The organism is Idiomarina sp. ST20R2A10 (assembly GCF_051842345.1).
Taxonomy (GTDB): Bacteria; Pseudomonadota; Gammaproteobacteria; order Enterobacterales; family Alteromonadaceae; genus Idiomarina; species Idiomarina loihiensis.
This window is the reverse complement of sequence record NZ_JBNIEY010000010.1, coordinates 66,995-87,130: the sequence shown is the minus strand read 5'-3', so window position 1 is coordinate 87,130 and position 20,136 is coordinate 66,995. Positions and strand designations below refer to the sequence as shown.

Sequence of the window (20,136 nt, the reverse complement as noted above, 5' to 3'; positions counted from 1 at the left end):
TCAAATAAGAGTAACGCGTTATGCAGTTCCACCGCCGCTGGCATTTACCCAAAGTTATCAGTTTTGATTTAGACGACACGCTTTATGACAACGTGCCGGTTATGCAGCGTACGGAAGAAGTCGCTCACAGCTATATTGCGGAACAATACCCGCAAACTGCTGAGTGGGACATGCACCACTGGCGCCGCTTCCGTGATGAAGTCAGCCGTACCGACGAAACTCTTGCCAGCGATATGACCAAACTGCGCCTGAAGACCCTGGAGCTGGGGTTAGAGAAGTTCGGTGTTGATGATTCGGCAAGGGCCGCGAATACCATTATGGATGTGTTTCTGTCCGAGCGCAGTAACTTTGAAGTGCCACAAGACAGTATAAAATTATTGGAGGCTCTGTCGCAGCGTTACAAATTAATTGCGCTGAGTAATGGCAATGTTAATGCGGATAAAATTGGTCTGGCTAAGTACTTCGAGCTGGTGATTCAGCCCGGAGACGGCATTCGCGGCAAACCCCTGCCCGATATGTTCGCCGCCGCTGAACGAAAGTTACCTGAGTTGCAACCGCATGAGTTCTTACATGTGGGAGATCATCCATATTCCGATATTCTTGGCGCGCAGCGTCATGGTTGGCAGTCGGCCTGGCTAACCTCGGGGCTGGGAACCACTGCGCACTTATCGGTGTTGCCAACCGTTACTTTGCATAACCTGAATCAGCTACAACGGCTTTTATTGGATTAAAGCCGGCGAACAACTACTGGTTGCTTATACAGTGATGCACTATTACACTGACGGCATAACGTAATACAGTTCTCAATAATGATTTAGGTGACCGCTAATGAGTACACACCCGCTTCTGGCAGATTTAAACGAACGACAGCAGCAGGCCGTATCTGCAACCGACGGTCACATGCTGGTTCTGGCCGGAGCCGGTAGTGGTAAAACCCGTGTTCTGGTGCACCGCATTGCCTGGCTTATTCAGGAGCGGCAGTATTCGCCCTTTAGTATTCTGGCTGTTACCTTTACCAATAAAGCGGCAGCCGAAATGCGCGGACGGGTTGAGCAACTGGTAGGCAGCTCGGTACGTGGTATGTGGATTGGTACCTTCCATGGTCTGGCGCATCGCTTATTGCGTGCGCATTATATGGACGTTGGTCTGCCGCAAAACTTTCAGATAATTGACAGCGACGATCAGCAACGGCTCATTAAGCGTTTAATTAAAAGCTTAAACCTGGATGACAAACGCTGGCCGGCAAAGCAGGCGCAGTGGTACATCAATGGTAAAAAAGACGAAGGTCTGCGCCCGCAGCACATTGAAACCTACGACCCTACGGAGCAAACCTTAAAAGAAATCTACACTTTGTATCAGGAAAGCTGTGACCGAGCCGGCCTGGTGGATTTTGCCGAATTGCTGCTGCGCGCGCACGAGTTACTGCGGAATAACCGCATTGTCCGCGAGCATTATCAAAACCGCTTCCGCCATATTCTGGTCGACGAGTTTCAGGACACCAACTCCATTCAGTACGCCTGGATCCGTTTATTAGCGGGCAGTCAGAACAGCGTGACCATTGTTGGTGACGATGACCAGTCCATTTATGGCTGGCGCGGTGCTAAAGTCGAGAATATTCACCAGTTTTTATCGGATTTTGAAGGTTCTGAAACCATTCGGCTGGAGCAAAACTATCGCTCTACAAGCACCATTTTGCGCGCCGCAAACTCGGTTATCTCGAATAACTCGGGGCGTCTGGGTAAAGATTTGTGGACCGACGGTAACGACGGCGAGCCAATCAGCCTGTATGCGGGCTTCAATGAAATGGACGAAGCCCGTTATATTGTGGCGCGAATTGAAGAATGGCGCGATCAAGGCGGTTCACTGCAAGATTCTGCTATTTTGTACCGAAGTAACGCACAATCACGCATTTTAGAGGAAGCTTTATTGCATGCACGCGTGCCGTATCGTATTTATGGCGGCTTGCGTTTCTTCGACCGCCAGGAAATAAAAGACGCACTAGCGTACTTGCGAATTCTCGGCAACCGCGACGATGACGCCGCTATCGAGCGGGTGATCAATACGCCGACGCGGGGCATTGGTAACCGTACTATGGATATGATCCGCCAGGCTGCCCGAGAACGTGAAGAGTCTTTATGGCAGGCGGCAAAATATATGGTCAATGAAAAGCAGTTGGCCGGGCGTGCGCGTAACGCGGTGGGTTCGTTTCTGGATTTTATCGAGAACTTAGACGACGAAACCGAAGAGTTTTCATTAGGCCGCCTGAGTGACGAAGTCATTAAGAAAAGCGGTCTGATGGCCATGTACGAGGCCGAAAAAGGCGAAAAAGCGGAAACCCGGGTCGAAAACTTAAAAGAGCTGGTGACTGCCTGTGAAAACTTCACTCTGGATGATGCCGAAGAAGACATGACACCGCTGAATGCGTTTCTGGCACACGCCTCGCTTGAAGCTGGCGAAGAGCAGGCCGATGAATATCAGGATGCCGTACAGCTCATGACACTGCACAGTGCTAAAGGTCTGGAATTTCCTTTAGTGTTTATGACCGGTGTGGAAGAAGGCCTGTTCCCGTCTCAGCAGTCCATGGATGAGCCCGGAAGGCTGGAAGAAGAGCGCCGCCTTTGCTACGTCGGTATGACTCGCGCAATGGAAAAGTTAGTGCTTACTTATGCAGAGCAGCGCCGTATTTACGGTCAGGAGTTGTTTCATAAAGTTAGTCGCTTTATCAGTGAAATACCGGCGGATACTTTGCATGAAGTGCGGCTGCAAACCCGGGTAGAAAAGCCCGCCAGTTATGGCCGATTCAATAACGCAGCCAGCCACGAAAGCTTTGAGCAAACGGGGTATTCATTAGGCCAGCGGGTACGTCACCCTAAGTTTGGCGAGGGTACGGTGCTGAATTATGAAGGTACCGGTCCGCAATCCAGAATTCAGATTAACTTCGACAATGTCGGCAGCAAGTGGCTGGTTGTTGCTTATGCACGACTGGATCCGGTTTTCTAAAGTGTAAAGAGGTGATCAAAAACCGCATTCTTCGACTACCTTTAAGGTACATACATACAATGTCGGAGGCATTTTATGAAACGCTCTGCAAATGCACAGTGGAAAGGTAGTATAAAAGAAGGTTCAGGCGTTGTTTCAACGCAAAGCGGTGTTTTAGACAGTACCCAATACTCATTTAAGAGCCGCTTTGAAGAAGGCAAAGGCACCAACCCGGAAGAACTTCTGGGTGCGGCGCACGCAGGCTGTTATGCCATGGCGTTTTCGTTAATGCTGGGTGAATCTGGCTATGAGCCGGACAGTATTGATGCTAAAGCCGAAGTGTCGTTAGAAGAAGATGGTGACGGCTTCAGTATCGCTAAAATTCATCTGAAGGTGAAAGCCAGTATTCCGGATATTGACGAAGACAAATTCCAGAAACTGGCTGAAAAAGCGAAAGAAGGCTGTCCTGTCAGCAAAGTGCTGAAGGCTGAAATCTCAATGGATGCCAGCCTCAGCTGAAGCTAACTTCTTCTTCGCTTTACGATCACGCTGGCGCTGTATAATAGAATCGAAACTGTACAGTGCCAGCGCACTCCAGATAATAATGAAAGTGACCAGCTTACTTTCTTCTAAAGGCTCACCGTAAACCACTACCGCCAAAGCAAACATTAATGTTGGAGCTATATACTGGAAAAAACCCAGTGTCGCATAACGCAGGCGCTGTGCTGCTGAGGTAAAACACAGTAGTGGAATGGTTGTGACCAGCCCGGCGGCAACGAGCAACAGGTTTAACGTCCACGGGTTAGCGGTTAAATCACTACTGGCTGATTCGGCAAACACAAACAGATAAATAAGCATTACCGGGAATAGAATCGCAGTTTCAAGCCAAAGTCCGCTAATAGAATCGACCGGCAGACGTTTGCGAATGGCGCCGTAAATGGCAAAACTAGAGGCTAAAGCCAGAGCCACCCAGGGTACCGAGCCAAAGGTAACAATTTGGATGGTAACGCCCACCACGGCCATACCAATGGCAACTAACTGCAAGCGGCGCATACGTTCGGCAAAAAACACCATTCCGATAGCCACATTCAATAATGGGTTAATGTAGTAGCCGAGGCTGGCATCTAACATGTGGTTACTGTTGACGGCCCAAATAAATAAAAACCAGTTACCACCCAGCAGGCAGGTTGCCAGGGTTAAGCGTAGTACTAATTTGCGGCTTTTCAGAATAGGGCGAATGCGGTCCAGTCGCTTCATGGCAACTATTAGTACAAACACCATCAAAAATGCCCAGATAATTCTATGGGAGAGTATTTCTAGCGCAGGTACTTGTTTCACCAGCTTGAAGTAAACCGGTGCTATGCCCCAAAAAGTATAGGCTGCAAGTGCGAAAAAAACGCCTTGCCGCGCCCGAACAGCGTCATCGGACATGTCGATAGAATCCTTTTTTATCAGCGTTAGCCGACCAGATAAGTCCCGGTTCCGAACGCTATGTGCGTGCCTTCTTCGTTGTGCAACTCCATCCGTGCCACCGCTACTTTATTACCTGAGCGGATAATGGTTGCGCTGGCTATGAACTCGGTACCGCGTCCCGGACGAAGATAATCAACCCGAAGGTCAATAGTACCACAACGGCTCAGACGCTCCATTAAATAAGCTTCAGTAGGAGACTCCAGTCTGTCGACCATGCCGGCAATAGCGACCAGTCCTCCGGCGGTGTCCAGGGCTGTTGCGGTAACCCCGCCGTGCAGCATACGCTGTGGCACATTACCCATAAGTTGTTCCTGCCATTTAAATCGAATTTCACCACGCGCAGGGTTAAACTCCGTAATTTCCAGGCCAAGCAGTGCCTGGAACGGAACCTGAGTGTTCATAAACTCGGAAACTTTTGTCAGTATTGTTTGTGTATTCATTTTCGGCATGGTGATTAGCGGACAGGACGCTTACAATAAGAGCATGTTACTCGGGAAGTCAATATAACCATGCACAGCAGTACCGCCGAAAAAGCACAATTTGATCCGCTTAAACAGCAGCTTGAATCTATCTTTGGCTATCATCAGTTTCGTGATGGCCAGCAGGATATTATGCAGGCCGCTATGCAGGGGCGTGACTCTCTGGTGCTGATGCCAACCGGCGGCGGTAAGTCGCTGTGCTACCAGTTGCCGGCTATTTGTGGTGACGGCCTTACCCTGGTTATTTCGCCGTTACTGTCGTTAATGCAGGATCAGGTCGAGGCACTTAAAGCTCTGGATATTTCAGCGGCGACGCTGCATTCCGGGGTGTCATCGCAAGAATCTATGGCAACCATGCAAGGGCTTCAGAGCGGTGACATTAAGCTGCTTTATGTAAGTCCAGAGCGGGTTTTACAACCAACCTTTATTGAACGCCTGCAAACCTTAAAGCTGAATTTTATTGCGGTGGATGAAGCCCACTGTATCAGCCAATGGGGACATGACTTCCGGCCTGAATACGGCAAACTTGGAGTACTGCGTAATTACCTGCCCAATGTGCCTTTTATGGCATTAACGGCAACCGCAGACTCTGCCACCCAGCACGATATTATTGAACGGCTGTGTCTGCGCGAACCCTTGGTGCACCGCAGCTCGTTCGACCGGCCCAATATTCGTTACGTAGTGCAGGAAAAGTACAAGCCACTGAAGCAGGTTCGTGACTACGTTAAAAAGCAAAAAGGCGCCGCCGGTATTATTTATTGCGGCAGTCGCAAAAAAACTGAAGAGCTGTCGGAAAGTCTGCAGCAAGCCGGGGTGCGTGCTGCACCCTACCACGCCGGTATTGAGCACCAGATAAAGGAAAGTACCCTGCGCCAGTTTCTGCGTGACGACATAGACGTTGTTGTTGCGACGGTGGCCTTTGGTATGGGTATTAATAAGCCCAACATTCGTTTTGTTATTCATTTTGATATTCCCCGTAGTGTTGAGTCTTACTATCAGGAAACCGGGCGTGCCGGGCGCGATGGCCTTCCAGCAGAGGCCGTCATGCTTTATGACCCACGTGACGCGCAGTGGATACGACGCATGATAGAAGATCAGGAGAATGAGCAGCGGCGCTTGGTCGAGGCGCAAAAGTTTTCAGCTATGCAGGCTATGGCAGAAGCGCAGACCTGCCGGCGGCTGGTGGTGTTGAATTATTTTAATGAATACTCGGATAAAGAGTGTGGAAACTGCGATTTGTGTCTGGACCCGCCCCAGCGCTACGATGGTCTGGAAGATGCCCAAAAGGCACTGAGCTGTGTGTACCGAGTCGGTCAGCAGTTTGGTATTAACCATGTAGTTGAGGTTTTGCGTGGTTCAAAAGCCCAGCGTGTTCTCGAGCTGGGACACGACCAGTTGAGCACGTACGGCTTAGGCAAATCGGAAACCCAGGAGCACTGGTTTTCGGTATTACGACAGCTCATTCACCGGGGGCTTATTCTGCAGGACATTCGGCGTTTTGCGGCGTTGCAACTGACTGACGCCGCACGTCCTGTTTTAAAAGGCGAAGTGCCGCTGGAACTGGCTAAGCCGCGAATAGAATTAACCGCAACCAAAACCCGAATTACTGATCGGGGTGACTATAATAAAATTTTGTTCCGGCGTTTACGCAAGTTACGTAAAGACATTGCTGACCGTGATCAGGTGCCGCCTTTTGTGGTGTTCAGTGATGCGGCACTGGTGGAAATGTGCGTACACTACCCCACAACAGCCAAAGATATGTTAGACATCAATGGTGTTGGAGAAGTTAAACTGGCACGTTATGGCAATGAGTTTATGCAGGCTGTGGAAGCGTTCTTGTCCGGTGCCAGCGAGCGAGAATTATTTAATGGGTAAAGAATAATAATGGAAGACAACATCATTACGCTAAAAAGTACACCGCCGGAAGCTGACCATGAGCTTTGGGTAAACGAACTTTGTGAGCGCATTGGTGCTACGGTCCGTGAAAAAGAATGGGCAGCAGACCAGTTTTGCTGGCGTTTGAGTATTAACCAGCGGCACTGGCTGCTGTTCTACTCGGAAATTTGTGATGCCGTCTGGTTACAGGCTCTGGAAGAACCTGAAGCGACAGTAAAAGCACGCCTGGTGGAGCATGGTTATGTTTAACTACTTGTTTGCTGCACTACTGTTAGCGTTAACTCTGATACCACCGGCTTTTGCTCAGGATCCTCTAACCGTTTCCCCGCAAAGCTCGCGCTTAATGTTGAATGAACACTTCAATTACCGGGTGGTCAATGCCAACCTGCAAGTTGAGAGCATTGCTATTAATGAACCGCAGCGCTGGTTAAGCCCTGAGGAGTTACAGGATCATAACTACGCAGGTGAACGACCCAATGTCTGGGGCGTGGTTCCTTTGTTTAATCGAAGTAACGCGCCGCTTACTCTTCACCTGCATTTCGCCGACCCTTACCTGGAACAAGTTGGGGTTTATTTACTGGATAAAAATGGGCAAATAGAAAGCAGTAACATCAGTCGGTTTTCCACCCCGCTATTACAGCGAAATTATTTATCTCATGAGCAAATTCTGCCGGTAACCTTACCCGCTAACAAAATTGTCTGGTTGGCTGTGTCGGTGCAGCAATGGCCGGAACAAATGCCGTCTATAGGTCTGTGGCAGCCAGGCGACCTACAACTGCGCCTGCAGCAGCAACAAACAGCTTTGGGGGTTAACGCCGGTATTCTAATTCTGTTGGCTTTAGCTGCGGCAGTTTCAGCGCGGTTGTTCGGTAGCCGCCTGTTAATTTCCTTTGGCGGTCTGACATTAACCTTTACCCTCGCACTTTTATCACACAGTGGTATCTGGATTACTTACTTCACACCATACTCGCCGGACATTGCTGCGGAGCTGAAGGTGTATATCAGCCAGCTCCTGATCCTGGCTCTTAGTTGGTTTATATGGGAATGGTCGCGTTTTCGCTTCAAGTTCTCCCGTTTCAACCGTATTGGTTATGCAGTAATGATGGTGGCAATTGCGTTGACCATTTTGTTGCCGTGGCTGTCGGAGCCCTGGCGGTTGGCTTCTGTATCCTGGCAAATTAATGCGTTATTGCTCTGGGGCGGAGTGGTTATTGGCCGTAGCCTGCAGAAGCAACCTGTGGCGGGTCATAAATGGCAAACGGTATTGATGGTTCTGACCATTATATCCGCCTGGCTGCTGGTTTCACCGCGCTATAACCCAATATGGGAAGGGCTTTCCGGGTTATTGTTGTACAGCGGCCTGACGTTAGTCACAACTATGTTTTTGCTGGCGCTTGAGCGTTACCGATTTAGTCGCCTGGTACAGCGTATTAGTAATTTAAAACGTAACCGCAAAATTTTAAGGCGGCGTTTATGGCGTATTTTAAAACGAACCGGAGAAGGTTGGTTCAGAGTTAACCCCGACGGCAGTATTAAACAGGTTAACCGGCAAATGATAAAAATTCTGGCCGCTCATTCCCTGAAACAAATTCAGATGCACTGGCCAAAAGGTTTTAGCATTGAAGGGCAGCGCCAACTGGTTTCTATTGAGCGGCTTGATGGTCGTAAAGTGTGGCTCGATATTGAATTGTTTCCTGACAATACGGGGCGTATGGCCGATGTCACTAAACGTATGGAAGCAGAAGTTCATCTTAACTTTTTGGCACATCACGACGCCGTAACGGGCTTATTAAATGTGCGCGAGTTTCGGCGCCTGCTGCAATCCCGTCTGGATAGAAAAAAGACAACCAGCGTTACCATTATTCGTCTTAATGGTTTGCAGGTTATTGCGGATCAAGCCGGCGCTGATGGTCGTGATCAGGCCATACTACAGCTGACATTATCCTTACAGCAAAAAGCACCTGAAAGCGCGCGTGTCGCACGCATAAGTGAAACAGAAATTGCGTTGCTGACGAACGAGGATGAACAAGCGGCTTTTGCTCAGGCACATCGTTTACTGCAAGTCTGCAGAGAGTTTCGTTTTAGTAGTGAAAAACGTATTTTTCAGCTGACAGGTCACGCCGGTATTGCCTACAGTCTTGGCGAAAGCCTGGCCGCCAGCACCGTCATGCGCCAGGCTCGTGAAGCCGTGCAACTGGCAATGCAGCAGGGTGACTACAGAGTACACACGCATAGCGAAGCCGATCAGATACGTTTAATTGGGCAAGCTGAGGAAGAGTGGGAAGCGCGTCTGAAGAAAGCACTGCGGGAAGAAAACTGGCAGTTGTTTGCGCAGCCACTGGTCAGTGCCGCAAAAAGCGAAGATAAGCATTGCTTCGAGTTGTTATTGCGACTGCCGGGTAACGAGAGTGACGAGGCTATTGCTCCGCAGCAGTTTTTACGAGCCGCTCTTAATGCAGGCGTTATGGGTAAAGCTGACCGCTGGCTGGTCAGGGAAGTTATTGAGCATTTTAATGAACAACCCTTTGAAGCTAATCGCACCTGGCGCTGTCATATTAATTTGTCCGCGCAAAGCCTCGAAGATGTCGACTTTATTCGCTTTATAGAGCAAATCCTGAAGCATTCTATATTACAGCCGGAGCAGTTGGTCTTTGAGGTGGCAGAACCTGATGCCAATGAGTATTTTGATGAAACTTACCGTCTGTTCAGAGAGCTTAAGGACTTAGGTATTGGTACTGCTTTAGATCAGTTTGGTACCGGCTTTAATTCGTTCCGGCTTATGCGGCAATTACCGTTAACGCAAATTAAGGTTAACAGGTTTTGGGTGCAGGACATGCTGGTAGATGCGGTTGATGCGGAGCTGGTCGCCAGCTGTGTGCGCATTGCTAAGGTTCTCGATATTGAGGTATGTGCAGTAGGTGTGGAAAGTGATGAAGCACGTATTAAGCTCACTCAGCTGGGCGTAGACTATATCCAGGGGTTCGTCTGTGGGCACCCAGTAGAGTGGCAACGTCAGGAAAAACAGGGCGGCTAATTGCCGCCCCTCATCCAGTGCTTAAGTTTAAGCAGCACTTTCCTTACTTTTGGAACGATCTTGCAGCAGGTCTTTAGTTGAACTGCTAATGTCGATACGTTTCGGTTTCTTGGCTTCAGGAATATTCTTCACCAGGCCGACCGTTAACAGACCGTTCTTTAAGGCTGCGCCGGTGACTTCAATGTGCTCAGCCAGGCTGAACTTACGTTCGAAGGCACGGTTTGCAATGCCGCGGTGCAGATATTCGCGTTTTTCGTTTTCTTCGGCTTTTTTGCCGGTCACACGAAGTACGCCGTTCTCTACTTCAATTTCCAGATCATCCTCTTCAAAACCTGCAACCGCCAGTGTAACGGCGTACTGGTTTTCTGCTACCAGTTCAATGTTGTAGGGAGGATATCCGGTTGCACCAGTATCTGAGCGTAGTGCCGAATCCAGCAAAGATGCCATGCGGTCAAAACCTACACTGCTACGATATAGAGGGCTTAAGTCGATAGTTGCCATAGTCATTCTCCTTTGAAGCAATAACTTTAAAATGTTTAATTAAGTGACACACCATGTGTCGGTTAAGGCGGCTCTCTCAGAGACACCTGCCTTAACTTCTATATGTGTACTGCTCAATTTGGTTTCAAGAGTCGGGTTGCAAAATTTTCATTGGACTCTGCTTCAAGGCACTCTATTATCGGGGCTAAGCAATACTTTATTTATTTGTGAAAAGGATTCTCAGGATGGCCGAAGAGCCAGAAAAAACATGGCAATGGGTTACTGTTGATGAATATAAAAAGCCAGCCGTTCCTACCGTCATTAAGGTAAAAAAATGGTGGCAAAAAATAATTCGCTGGGTAACACCTGACCCGGAACAAGAAGTTGAAGAGGATCAGCCTGAGGCGCTTGAGCTCAGTTTTGATGACGCAGCAGATGCTTTGGAGCAGTGTTTTTCTGAGTGGTTGGAAGACGACGAAGATAACAGCTTACGCTGGATTATAGCGCCGCCTCATTCAGGTGTTACTGAAGCAGTTCAAAAATGGGTGAAAAAACACGAAATAACTGAGTTGTGTTTACCCGACAGAATGTCGCTTTGCGATCCTGATGAGGATTCTTTGCCGGAATTTCCGACCGAAACTGATAAAACCGGACCCTGGGTGATGCCGCAATTGGCTCATGGTTTTCTCCGCCAAACCAATGGTTTGCGCTGGGTGCGGGAATTCTTCTCTCAGGTACTGTCCGGTGAAGCGGGTAAAGGCGTTATTGTCTGTGACAGCTGGGCCTGGGCTTTTCTGGAAAAAGTCTGGCCGGTGCCGGTAAATCAGTTATGGACATTGCAGGGGCTGGATCAAAACGCCCTTGAGCAACTGGGGCTGGCTCGCGGAGATGGCCGTTTACGGGCTTTAGCCGCTCTCAGCCGCGGAAATGCCGGTATAGCAGCGGCATACTCCGATCGTTACCAGCGCAGCAGCGAGGACGCTTTTGAAACCCCGGTTTTACCCTCCGATATTATCGATGCAACGGCCTTTGTTTGCTATGCACTGCTGCTTCATCGGGGATTAAGCAAAACGGATTTGGTTAAAGTTTTGCCTATTATTTCCAAAAGCCAGATTGAAATTCAGTTACAAATTTTGCGTCAACGCAGCTTAATTGAGCTGGAACAAGACTGTTGGTATGTTACCGCTCGCGGTTACCCCGTAGTCCGGGATTTGCTGACTGCCCGTGGTTTCTGGCTAGATAGGTTTTAAGGGAGAGAGTTATGGAAACAGGTTCATTAAACGACGTGGTCGGACTCTTCAAGTCGCTGGATGGCTTTGCCCTTTTCGAAATCGCGGTCATTATTACCGTTGCGTTGGCGGTGGTTTGGGTTATCCAGAGGATACTACCTTGGATTGCTTCAAATCTGCATGGCAAAAGGCGGTTGTACGTTTTGGCATTAGTGCCAATGATCCGCATACTGGTTCTGGTTATTGCCCTGGTGATGATCATTCCGCGTATTATTGAGCCAACAATGCAAAACATGGTGGCGACCCTGGGCGCCGCCGGTTTGGCGATAGGCTTTGCGTTAAAAGATTATGTAAGTAGCTTAATTGCCGGGGTGGTTGCCGTTCATGAGATGCCTTACCGTCCCGGCGACTGGATAGAGGTAGACGGAACCTATGGTGAAGTGACACACATTGGTATGCGAACCGTTGAATTAGTGACCAGCGACGACACGGTCATCTGGGTACCGCACTTAAAGCTTTGGGATAACCTCATCCATAATGCCAATAACGGTGGTCCCAGCTTAATGTGCATTGCTGAGTTTTATACTCAGCCGGAAGCCGACGCCTATCAAATTCGCGACGCGCTGGAAGAAGTAGCGTTGACCAGCCCTTATCTGCAACTGGGTAAGCCAATAGCGGTTACTGCAGCAGAACAACCCTGGGGCACAAAGTATCGCTTAAAAGCCTACCCGATAGACCCCCGACAGCAGTTTCAGTTTATTACTGACATGACAGCCCGGGGCAAAAAACGGCTAATGGAACTGGGCGTACGCTTCGCCAAGGTTGAGTCGGACGAAGCGTACGAGCTCACTCATTAAGCTTCTTCTGCTAAAAAGCCACCGGACTGGTGGCGCCACAATTTGGCGTAGAGTCCATCCTGAGCAAGCAGCTGTTCGTGGCTGCCCTGCTCAATAATTTCCCCCTGATCCATTACTACCAGCTTGTCCATAGCTGCAATAGTGGATAAGCGGTGGGCAATAGCAATAACCGTTTTACCCTGCATGAGTTTATACAGGTTTTCCTGAATGGCGTTTTCTACTTCCGAATCCAGCGCTGAGGTTGCTTCGTCCAGAATCAGAATGGGCGCATCTTTTAACATGACACGGGCAATAGCAATTCGCTGGCGCTGACCACCTGAGAGTTTCACGCCGCGCTCGCCGACATGGGCATCCAGACCCGTACGACCTTTGCTGTCGCTTAAGTCCGCAATAAACTCCTCGCAATGCGCCTGTCGTATTGCCTTCATTAAGTCCTCTTCACTGGCATCGGGGCGCCCGTACAAAATATTGTCGCGTACTGAGCGATGCAGCAAAGAGGTGTCCTGAGTCACCATGCCAATGTTCGCGCGCAAACTGTCCTGCTGCACTTTATGAATGGGCTTATCATCAATACGAACTTCACCGCCCTCAACGTCGTAGAAACGTAACAACAAATTCACCAGCGTGGACTTACCTGCACCTGAGCGTCCGACAATACCGACTTTTTCGCCCGGTTTAATGTGCAGATTAAAGTCATCCATAACGCCATGACCTTTGCCATAATGGAAGCGAACATGGTCAAAATTAATGTCGCCGGAAGTCACATTCAAAGCGGGCGCATTGGGTTCATCGACAATGCGCTGTGGTACCGCAATTGAGCCAATACCGTCCTGAACGGTACCAATGCTTTCAAACAGAGTCGACATTTGCCACATGACCATTTGCGACATACCAAACAAGCGCAGAACCAGACCAATAACGACAGCAACAGCGCCTAAAGTCACAGCATTATCCATCCACAGCACAATGGCGGTGGCGGCAGAGCCGAACAACAGTGCGCAGTTTATAAAGTAGAGAAAGCCGTAAAGCTGGGTAACCAGGCGCATTTGCTTATGCACTGTCCCCAAAAAGGTGTCCATACCCTCGTGCGCAAACTCAGCCTCGCGCAGCGAGTGTGAAAACAACTTAACGGTTTGAATGTTGGTATAGGAGTCGACAATGCGTCCGGTCATATTAGAGCGGGCGTCGGCCTGTTCAGCTGATATTTTACCCAGTTTAGGCACAAAGAAGCGTAACAACAGAGCGTACAGAATAAGCCAGCAAGCCAGCGGCAGCATCATTCGCCAGTCGGCACTACCAATAATGACAAACATCCCCAGGAAGTAGACCGCGACGTAGTTCACAACCTCAATAAAGGTCATGATGCACTGCCGCAGCGCGAGCGAGGTTTGCATTAATTTGGTGGCAACCCGGCCAGCAAACTCGTCCTGATAGTAACTCATGGACTGTTTCATCAGGTAGCGGTGCCCCAGCCAGCGAATGCGCATGGGGAAGTTACCCAGCAACGTCTGGTGGGTTAGCATAGAATGAAACCAGACCAGTAAGGGAAGACCGATTAAAACCATCGCGCTCATTCCAAGCAATGGCCAGAACTGATCGTTTAATAAGGTTTCTTTGTCCTGTGCTGACAGCCAGTCAACAATTTGCCCTAAAAAGCCAAATAACCAGACTTCGGCAATGGCAATAGCGGCCATAAGCAGCGCGGTTACCGCAATAAAAGGGGTCGCCCCTTTGGTGAAATGCCAGCAGAATGCAAAAAATCCGGTAGGAGCCTGAGTGGGTTCCTCCGTAGGAAAAGGGTTTAATCGGCGCTCAAACCAGGAAAACATTGCTTCACTCCTTGAGATACATCAAGCTAAAGGATATCAGGTTCACCGCCGTTCATCTTGTAAAAAACGGACACACGAACAATAATGATAACTATTAACAAAAAATGAGGTTTTTATGAAACTTTTGTCCATGATGGCCGCAGGCGCGGCACTGCTTTTTAACGTAGCGGCCATGGCCGACGACGATGAGCAGCGATACGAACATTTTAAACCAGAGCCAGCCGAGAATCTGGAACAGGCTATTATGAACCTGAACGAGTATAACGCGAAACTACAGGAAATTGTGAAGGGTGATTTAACCTCTCAGGACATGGCTAAAGTTCATGAACTGACGTACACACTGGAAGTGGCGCTGGCGCGTTTAAGCAAAGAGCTGGACATTGCAGCGAACTCACTGGAAGAAGTTCATCTGGGCTCTGAGCAAATGAATAAACAGCGTGTTAAAGGCTTTGGTAAAAGCTACTTAGACACGCTGAACCATGTGTTGGGCGAGCACCGCAAACACCATAAGGGCGACCGAAAAAAGCAGCATTAATAACTTAGAGTGTTTCCAAAAACGCCTTAAAGTGTCGTAGCCAAAAGCTTTGTGGCTGCGACATGGCGTTTCTGCCAATTGAAACTTCGCAAATAGCTTCGTCGTTTATTTCAGCTCTTGGCAGTGGTAATAATACGACCCCGGTATTGCTGGCATAATCCGTTATTTTTTCACTGAGTTCATTGGCTTTTAAAGCAAAATGAAGATGAAACATGGCTACTTGCGGTGTTTCTGGATTAACTCGTACGCCATCTAGCGTGCTCAGCGCCTCTCCTAGTGCGCGGGCGTAATTTACGGCTTCCGGCATAATTGGCAGGTTTTCCTTCAGGCCGTGGCGGGCAGACAGTACTTGCGGATATTGCGTAATAATATTACCCCCAGCGCGGCGAGCCCAGATTTTCGCTTGCTCAATAAAGCCCTCTGAGCCCGCAAGTATCGCTCCTGAAATACCGCCTAAGTCTTTATAAAAACTGACATAAACCGAGTCAAATAACTCACAGACTTCAGGCAGTGAGCAACCATACGCTGCTGGCACTTGCCATAAGCGCGCACCGTCCAGATGCATAGCAATATTGTGTTGTCGCGCCCACTCTGACTGCATGACTAAGTCATCCCAATTCGGCAGTTGCCCGCCAATTTCGCGCATGGGCAGTTCCAGTAGTACGCTCGCTAAATCATCCGTTTGCACCGACTTAAGGTCGTTAAGTGTTATGGGGTTATCGGCAAAACCTGTGGTAGTGCCGTTGAGCTTCCATAAAGCTTCAAACCCCATGTGTTCGTGCAGCATTAAATGCGAGGTTGGGTGCAATGCCACGCCGTTGCGCTGGCGCTCATCGGCATGCACGCGCAAAGCCAAAGGCTGTGCCAGAGTACCGGTTGGCAGAAACAGCGCTGCGGGTTTGCCTAATAACTCTGCCACTTCTTCTTCAAAGTCATTAATAAGCGCGCCGCTGCCATAAACGTCTCTTTTCTCATTCGGTTGCAGTTGTTCCGCAAGCAGCCTCAGTTCATCGGCCATTGAGTTCTGCGGTTGCCGAAAAAGCGACGCGCTGGCTTGTTCAGCGGCGTGTTGGTAAGCCTGTTTGGTTTTTTCACTAATTGAGACTGACATGCTGCACCTATTTTGAATGGACTTTACCGCCAATAATTTTGTAAGCAGGGGTGCCGCGTATCATGGTTTCGCGCGCAAACTCCTGCCCACATCCCGGGCAGTGACATGGTGTGGTCGTGTGGTCTTCAACAATCCGCTCAATAAAGCATTTTACCAAAGCGCCTTTGCCACCTTTTCTGTATTTGAATATGGGCGTTTTGCACTGCAGACAAGAAATCTGCACGGTGCGTACCGGCCCTTTCTTGTTCGGTTTCGCCATAAACTCTTCGGTTATAATTTAAGCATTTCCATTAGTGTAACAAGCACGCTATAGTTTTTCTTCCTGTATCAAAAGAAGAATAAAGGACACTGCTATGCGTTATTCCATTGTCGCCCTGGCTGTTTTGGGCTTATTAACGGCTTGTGGGCAACCGCAAGAGAACAATTCTGGCCAAAATTCTCAAACGGCAGCTGAGCAACCTAAACAGACTGAGCAAAGCTCGCAATCTGAAACCGAACGTCTGAATCAGTGGTTTGAGGAAAAGTACGAAGAACAACTTCAGCAAAGCCCTATTCAAATGACTTTCCTGGGTCGCAAAGATCGCTACGGCGACATTGACGATATGACCGTAGCCGCAGAGAAAAAGCAGTTAGAGTGGTTAGAAGGAACCGTTGAAGAGCTGAAAGCTAACTTTGACTACGACAAGCTAAACCTGGAAGCTCAGACGTCTTACGACGTTTGGGTTTACCAATATGAACAAGCCAAGCGTAATGCCGAATTCCGCGGCATGGACTACGTATTTGACCAAATGCGTGGCGCGCACACCTTCCTGCCGCAGTTTTTAATCAACTTCCACCGGGTTGATACTGCCGAAGACATGGAAGCTTATATTTCCCGTCTGGAAGGCGGTGCAACCGCTATTGAACAATTATTGCAGCGCGCTGAACAGCAAGTAGAGAATGGAGTTCGCGCGCCGCGTTTTGCGTATGAGCAAATCATTAAAGAAGCCAAAGGGCTAACCTCCGGTGCGCCGTTTGACGAGGAAGGCGACTCAAGCTTGCTTGAAGATGCTAAGAACAAGCTTAGCTCGCTTCAGGAAAGTGATGCGATCTCCGCTGAACAGACCGATAAATACGAAAAAGAAGTGCGAAAAGTGCTACTAGAGCGTTTCCAGCCAAGTTACGAAGCGCTTATTAGCTTCCTTGAAAGTGATATTGAAAACACCGACGAAGTTGCAACCGGTGTGCGTCGCTTGGAAAACGGCGAAGCTTATTATAATGCTCTGCTGAAGAACTACACGACCACTGACTTAACAGCCGATGAAATTCATCAAATAGGCCTTGATGAAGTCGAGCGTCTGACCAATGACATGATAGCCATTAAAGAGAAAGTCGACTTTGACGGTGATTTGCAGGACTTCTTTGATTATATCCGTACTGATGAGCGCTTCTTCTATCCGAATAACGGCGAAGGCGCAGAGATGTATCTGGAAGATTCGCGTGAATATCTGGCTTACATTAATGAGAAGCTGCCGGAATATTTCGGTATTTTGCCGCAAGCCGATTTGGTAGTAAAACGCGTTGAACCCTTCCGCGAACAAGACGGCGCCGCCCAGCACTATTACCCCGGTTCGCCTGATGGTGATCGTCCGGGTATTTACTATGCGCATTTGTCCGATATGAGCTCGATGCCGAAAAATGAGATGGAAGCTATTGCTTATCATGAAGGTAATCCGGGTCACCACATGCAAATTTCCATTGCGCAGGAACTGGAGTCCGTACCGGAGTTTCGTACTCAGGCTGGCTTTACGGTTTATAGCGAAGGCTGGGGTTTATATTCAGAGCAGTTAGCCAAGGAAATGGGTGCCTATGAAGACCCTTACTCTGACTTTGGCCGCTTAACCACGGAAATTTGGCGTGCGGTACGTCTGGTTGTGGATACTGGCATGCATGCCAAAGGTTGGACTGAAGAGGAAGCGGTTAAGTACTTCCAGGAGCATACCCCTATTGCCGAAGGCGCGGTGCGCTCAGAGGTTCGTCGTTACCTGGTTATGCCGGGTCAGGCAACAGCTTATAAAATTGGCATGATCCGCATTTTGGAACTGCGTGAAGAAGCCAGAGATGCTCTGGGTGACAAGTTCGATATTCGCGGCTTCCATGACACCGTTCTGGGTGGTGGTGCACTACCGCTGCATATTCTGGAGCGCCGTGTTGATCAATGGGTTAAAGAGCAGAAAAAAGCCTAACTAAGGAGAGTTATTGTGAAATGGCTAGTATTGGTGCTGACTGCTGCTTTATTTCTCCCCGGCGCTTATGCCGGGGAGTCAACTAAGCAAATTATTCAAAATCATTTGTCCGAACAGCGGCTGGATGACGCCGAAGATACCGTGGAAGACTGGGTCAAAAATGAACCTGAAAATGCTGAAGCCTGGCATATACGGGGCATTGTTATGGCCCAGCAGGCACAGGACTCTTTTTTCAGTGCGCTCAGTTATGCTGGCAAGTCTGTCGACTCTTTTGAAAAAGCCGTAGAGCTTGAGCCTGGTTCGCTGGAATATCGCACTGCGTTACTGCAGTTTTATATGATGGCACCTTCAATAGCCGGTGGTGATGACGAAAAAGCATTGGCGCAAATTGAGGCCATTAAGGAAATAGATGCGGTGGAAGGCGCATTTGCCCGAGTTAAATACCTGCAACATCATGAAAAAGAAGAGCAGGCGCGGACATTAGTGAATGAAATTTTAGCTGAGCATCCGAATAATGCCGACGTTCTGGTTTATCTTGGCTTTCAGGAACAAAAAGACGGGAATTATGAAAAGGCGTTCTCGCTTTTTGAACAGGCAGCTGAGGGTGAATCGAGAAAAGGCGAAGCTCCGGTAATGGCTTTATACCAATTTGGTAAAACCTCTGTTTTGGCGGAAGAACACCTGGATAAAGGCATTGTAGCACTGCAACAGTATTTGGATGCTGAGTTACCGGACAGCGCGCCAAAAGCTCATTGGGCAAACTTTCGTTTAGCTCAATTGCTTGCCCTGAAAGGCAATGACGAGGAGTCTCAGCAGTTAATTGCCAGCCTGAAAAAGGTTGATGATAAAGAGCTTCAGAAGCAACTGTCCAGCTGGAACTAAGTGTCTAAGTAAGCCCGGTTGCGACCATCAGACTTAGCGCGATACAGCGCTGAGTCTGCTTTAGATATCATGCGGGTAATTAATTTTTCTGTATCCTCGTCAGCTCTTGGGCTATGGATATAGCCCCCAATGCTTACCGTCAGGTAAGGGGCGACGTCTGAACGCTCGTGCTCAAGATCTAAGCTCCTAACTGCCTCGAGTAATTGATTCATACTTTCTTTTGTTTTTTCTTTATTGGTCGCTGAAATAACCGCAATGAATTCTTCGCCACCATAGCGTGCGATAAAATCCGTACTGCGTTGTAACTGATCAAACATAGCATCAGCAACAGATTTCAGAGCCTGATCACCCTGTAAATGTCCGTAATAGTCGTTGTAGGGTTTAAAGTGGTCGATATCGATAATAAGCAGAGCTAGCGGAGTCTTGTGCCGTGATGCTCGCTGAATCTCATTATTTATGCGCTCGTCGAAAGCGCGGCGGTTAGCTATACCGGTTAAACCGTCCTGAGCAACTTGCGCCTGCAGCATACGGTTAGCTTTTTCCAGTGCTCGCTGAGTATGGATTAGCTCAGAGTAAGTTCGTTGGCGCTCGAGGGTATTCGCAATCATATCGGCAACAAGGCGTAAACGACGAATTTCTTCCGGCGTCCATTGCCGTTCTTGTCGCACCATGTCGCAACCGACAAAACCCAGCAGGTGCTGGTTTGCGACCAGCCCAACGCAAATAACTGATTTAATTTGCTCGCGCTCAAACTCGGCTCTTTCGGCTGTAGCCTCTGGAGGTAATAAATCAATATTATCTACAATGCATTTATGATGGGTTTTTATCTGCTCAAAAAACCAGGGAAGTTCTTCTAACGCAACCGATTGAAGATCGGTGATATGTGCTTGATAACCGTCTCTCACCCACTCATGGGTATTGGTCATATTTTGGATATTGTCGTCGAACTCAAATACGTAACAACGATCAGTGTCAGTGTAATTGCCGATAGCAGCAATTACCTCCTCTATACATTCGTAAGTTTCAGCCGGCTCGCTGTTAATAAGGCGGGTCGACAGTTCAGAGATAAGCTGATCAAAAGATATTTGCGCAGTTTTTGGATCCATAGCTCACCCCTGTGCTGTTTT

Annotated in this window: 18 protein-coding genes; 11 read left to right on the top strand and 7 right to left on the bottom strand. The window is 48.8% G+C overall.

What is annotated here, in order from left to right; translation table 11 throughout:
* Nucleotides 1-20 precede the first annotated feature (20 nt).
* The 3 genes from ACP7H9_RS12425 to ACP7H9_RS12415 all read left to right on the top strand — a co-directional run bounded on the left by ACP7H9_RS12425 (nucleotide 21) and on the right by ACP7H9_RS12415 (nucleotide 3,498).
* Nucleotides 21-731 (top strand): HAD-IA family hydrolase, encoded by a 711-nt coding sequence (locus ACP7H9_RS12425; RefSeq protein WP_034822916.1) that lies wholly within the window; start codon nucleotides 21-23, stop codon nucleotides 729-731.
* A 97-nt stretch (nucleotides 732-828) separates the two neighbouring features.
* Nucleotides 829-3,000, top strand: a complete 2,172-nt coding sequence (gene uvrD, locus ACP7H9_RS12420; RefSeq protein WP_034822914.1) for a DNA helicase II — start codon at nucleotides 829-831, stop codon at nucleotides 2,998-3,000.
* Between the two features lie 75 nt (nucleotides 3,001-3,075).
* Nucleotides 3,076-3,498: an OsmC family protein gene (locus ACP7H9_RS12415; RefSeq protein ID WP_011235774.1), complete on the top strand. Its 423-nt coding sequence runs from the start codon at nucleotides 3,076-3,078 to the stop codon at nucleotides 3,496-3,498.
* Here ACP7H9_RS12415 and rarD read toward each other — a convergent pair.
* Both rarD and ACP7H9_RS12405 read right to left on the bottom strand, forming a co-directional pair.
* Nucleotides 3,475-4,410: an EamA family transporter RarD gene (rarD, locus tag ACP7H9_RS12410; RefSeq protein ID WP_034822912.1), complete on the bottom strand. Its 936-nt coding sequence runs from the start codon at nucleotides 4,408-4,410 to the stop codon at nucleotides 3,475-3,477. The genes ACP7H9_RS12415 and rarD overlap by 24 nt on opposite strands.
* A 26-nt stretch (nucleotides 4,411-4,436) precedes the next feature.
* The gene (locus ACP7H9_RS12405; RefSeq protein WP_011235772.1) at nucleotides 4,437-4,901 is read right to left on the bottom strand and encodes a thioesterase family protein; all 465 of its coding nucleotides are present in this window, start codon (nucleotides 4,899-4,901) and stop codon (nucleotides 4,437-4,439) included.
* 60 nt (nucleotides 4,902-4,961) lie between these two features.
* On the opposite strand from ACP7H9_RS12405, the gene recQ reads away from it, so the two are divergent.
* From recQ to ACP7H9_RS12390, 3 genes are read left to right on the top strand one after another with little or no spacing between them, the layout of a single operon-like run.
* On the top strand, nucleotides 4,962-6,806 hold the full coding sequence (gene recQ, locus ACP7H9_RS12400; protein ID WP_034822911.1) for a DNA helicase RecQ: 1,845 nt from the start codon (nucleotides 4,962-4,964) through the stop codon (nucleotides 6,804-6,806).
* A 9-nt stretch (nucleotides 6,807-6,815) separates the two neighbouring features.
* Entirely contained in the window at nucleotides 6,816-7,076 is a 261-nt protein-coding gene (locus ACP7H9_RS12395) for a DUF3630 family protein (protein WP_034822910.1), read from the top strand.
* Complete coding sequence (locus tag ACP7H9_RS12390; protein WP_034822909.1) at nucleotides 7,069-9,861, top strand: EAL domain-containing protein; 2,793 nt, start codon at nucleotides 7,069-7,071, stop codon at nucleotides 9,859-9,861. The genes ACP7H9_RS12395 and ACP7H9_RS12390 overlap by 8 nt, the downstream gene beginning before the upstream one ends.
* A 27-nt stretch (nucleotides 9,862-9,888) precedes the next feature.
* On the opposite strand, the gene ACP7H9_RS12385 is transcribed toward ACP7H9_RS12390, so the two are convergent.
* Complete coding sequence (locus tag ACP7H9_RS12385; protein WP_011235768.1) at nucleotides 9,889-10,362, bottom strand: Hsp20 family protein; 474 nt, start codon at nucleotides 10,360-10,362, stop codon at nucleotides 9,889-9,891.
* A gap of 224 nt (nucleotides 10,363-10,586) precedes the next feature.
* Between ACP7H9_RS12385 and ACP7H9_RS12380 the strand changes: the two genes are divergently transcribed.
* Nucleotides 10,587-11,591 carry a hypothetical protein gene (locus tag ACP7H9_RS12380; RefSeq protein WP_034822908.1) on the top strand — a complete coding sequence of 335 codons (1,005 nt, stop codon included), beginning with the start codon at nucleotides 10,587-10,589 and terminating at the stop codon, nucleotides 11,589-11,591.
* A gap of 11 nt (nucleotides 11,592-11,602) precedes the next feature.
* Nucleotides 11,603-12,427 carry a mechanosensitive ion channel family protein gene (locus ACP7H9_RS12375; protein WP_034822907.1) on the top strand — a complete coding sequence of 275 codons (825 nt, stop codon included), beginning with the start codon at nucleotides 11,603-11,605 and terminating at the stop codon, nucleotides 12,425-12,427.
* On the opposite strand, the gene ACP7H9_RS12370 is transcribed toward ACP7H9_RS12375, so the two are convergent.
* Nucleotides 12,424-14,256, bottom strand: a complete 1,833-nt coding sequence (locus ACP7H9_RS12370) for an ABC transporter ATP-binding protein (RefSeq protein ID WP_034822906.1) — start codon at nucleotides 14,254-14,256, stop codon at nucleotides 12,424-12,426. The genes ACP7H9_RS12375 and ACP7H9_RS12370 overlap by 4 nt on opposite strands.
* Nucleotides 14,257-14,371: 115 nt before the next feature.
* Between ACP7H9_RS12370 and ACP7H9_RS12365 the strand changes: the two genes are divergently transcribed.
* Nucleotides 14,372-14,791, top strand: a complete 420-nt coding sequence (locus ACP7H9_RS12365) for a DUF6746 family protein (protein WP_034822904.1) — start codon at nucleotides 14,372-14,374, stop codon at nucleotides 14,789-14,791.
* 4 nt (nucleotides 14,792-14,795) lie between these two features.
* Here the strand turns inward: ACP7H9_RS12365 and ACP7H9_RS12360 are convergent, their stop codons facing one another.
* Together ACP7H9_RS12360 and ACP7H9_RS12355 are read right to left on the bottom strand one after the other, a co-directional pair.
* Nucleotides 14,796-15,902, bottom strand: a complete 1,107-nt coding sequence (locus ACP7H9_RS12360; protein ID WP_034822902.1) for a threonine aldolase family protein — start codon at nucleotides 15,900-15,902, stop codon at nucleotides 14,796-14,798.
* 7 nt (nucleotides 15,903-15,909) lie between these two features.
* Entirely contained in the window at nucleotides 15,910-16,161 is a 252-nt protein-coding gene (locus ACP7H9_RS12355; protein WP_011235762.1) for a hypothetical protein, read from the bottom strand.
* A gap of 94 nt (nucleotides 16,162-16,255) precedes the next feature.
* On the opposite strand from ACP7H9_RS12355, the gene ACP7H9_RS12350 reads away from it, so the two are divergent.
* Both ACP7H9_RS12350 and ACP7H9_RS12345 read left to right on the top strand, forming a co-directional pair.
* Nucleotides 16,256-18,127: a DUF885 domain-containing protein gene (locus ACP7H9_RS12350; RefSeq protein WP_034822900.1), complete on the top strand. Its 1,872-nt coding sequence runs from the start codon at nucleotides 16,256-16,258 to the stop codon at nucleotides 18,125-18,127.
* Nucleotides 18,128-18,142: 15 nt separating this feature from the next.
* Complete coding sequence (locus ACP7H9_RS12345) at nucleotides 18,143-19,009, top strand: tetratricopeptide repeat protein (protein WP_034822898.1); 867 nt, start codon at nucleotides 18,143-18,145, stop codon at nucleotides 19,007-19,009.
* Here the strand turns inward: ACP7H9_RS12345 and ACP7H9_RS12340 are convergent.
* Nucleotides 19,006-20,115 carry a sensor domain-containing diguanylate cyclase gene (locus tag ACP7H9_RS12340; RefSeq protein WP_034822895.1) on the bottom strand — a complete coding sequence of 370 codons (1,110 nt, stop codon included), beginning with the start codon at nucleotides 20,113-20,115 and terminating at the stop codon, nucleotides 19,006-19,008. The two genes, ACP7H9_RS12345 and ACP7H9_RS12340, sit on opposite strands and share 4 nt — an antisense overlap.
* Nucleotides 20,116-20,136 lie beyond the last annotated feature (21 nt).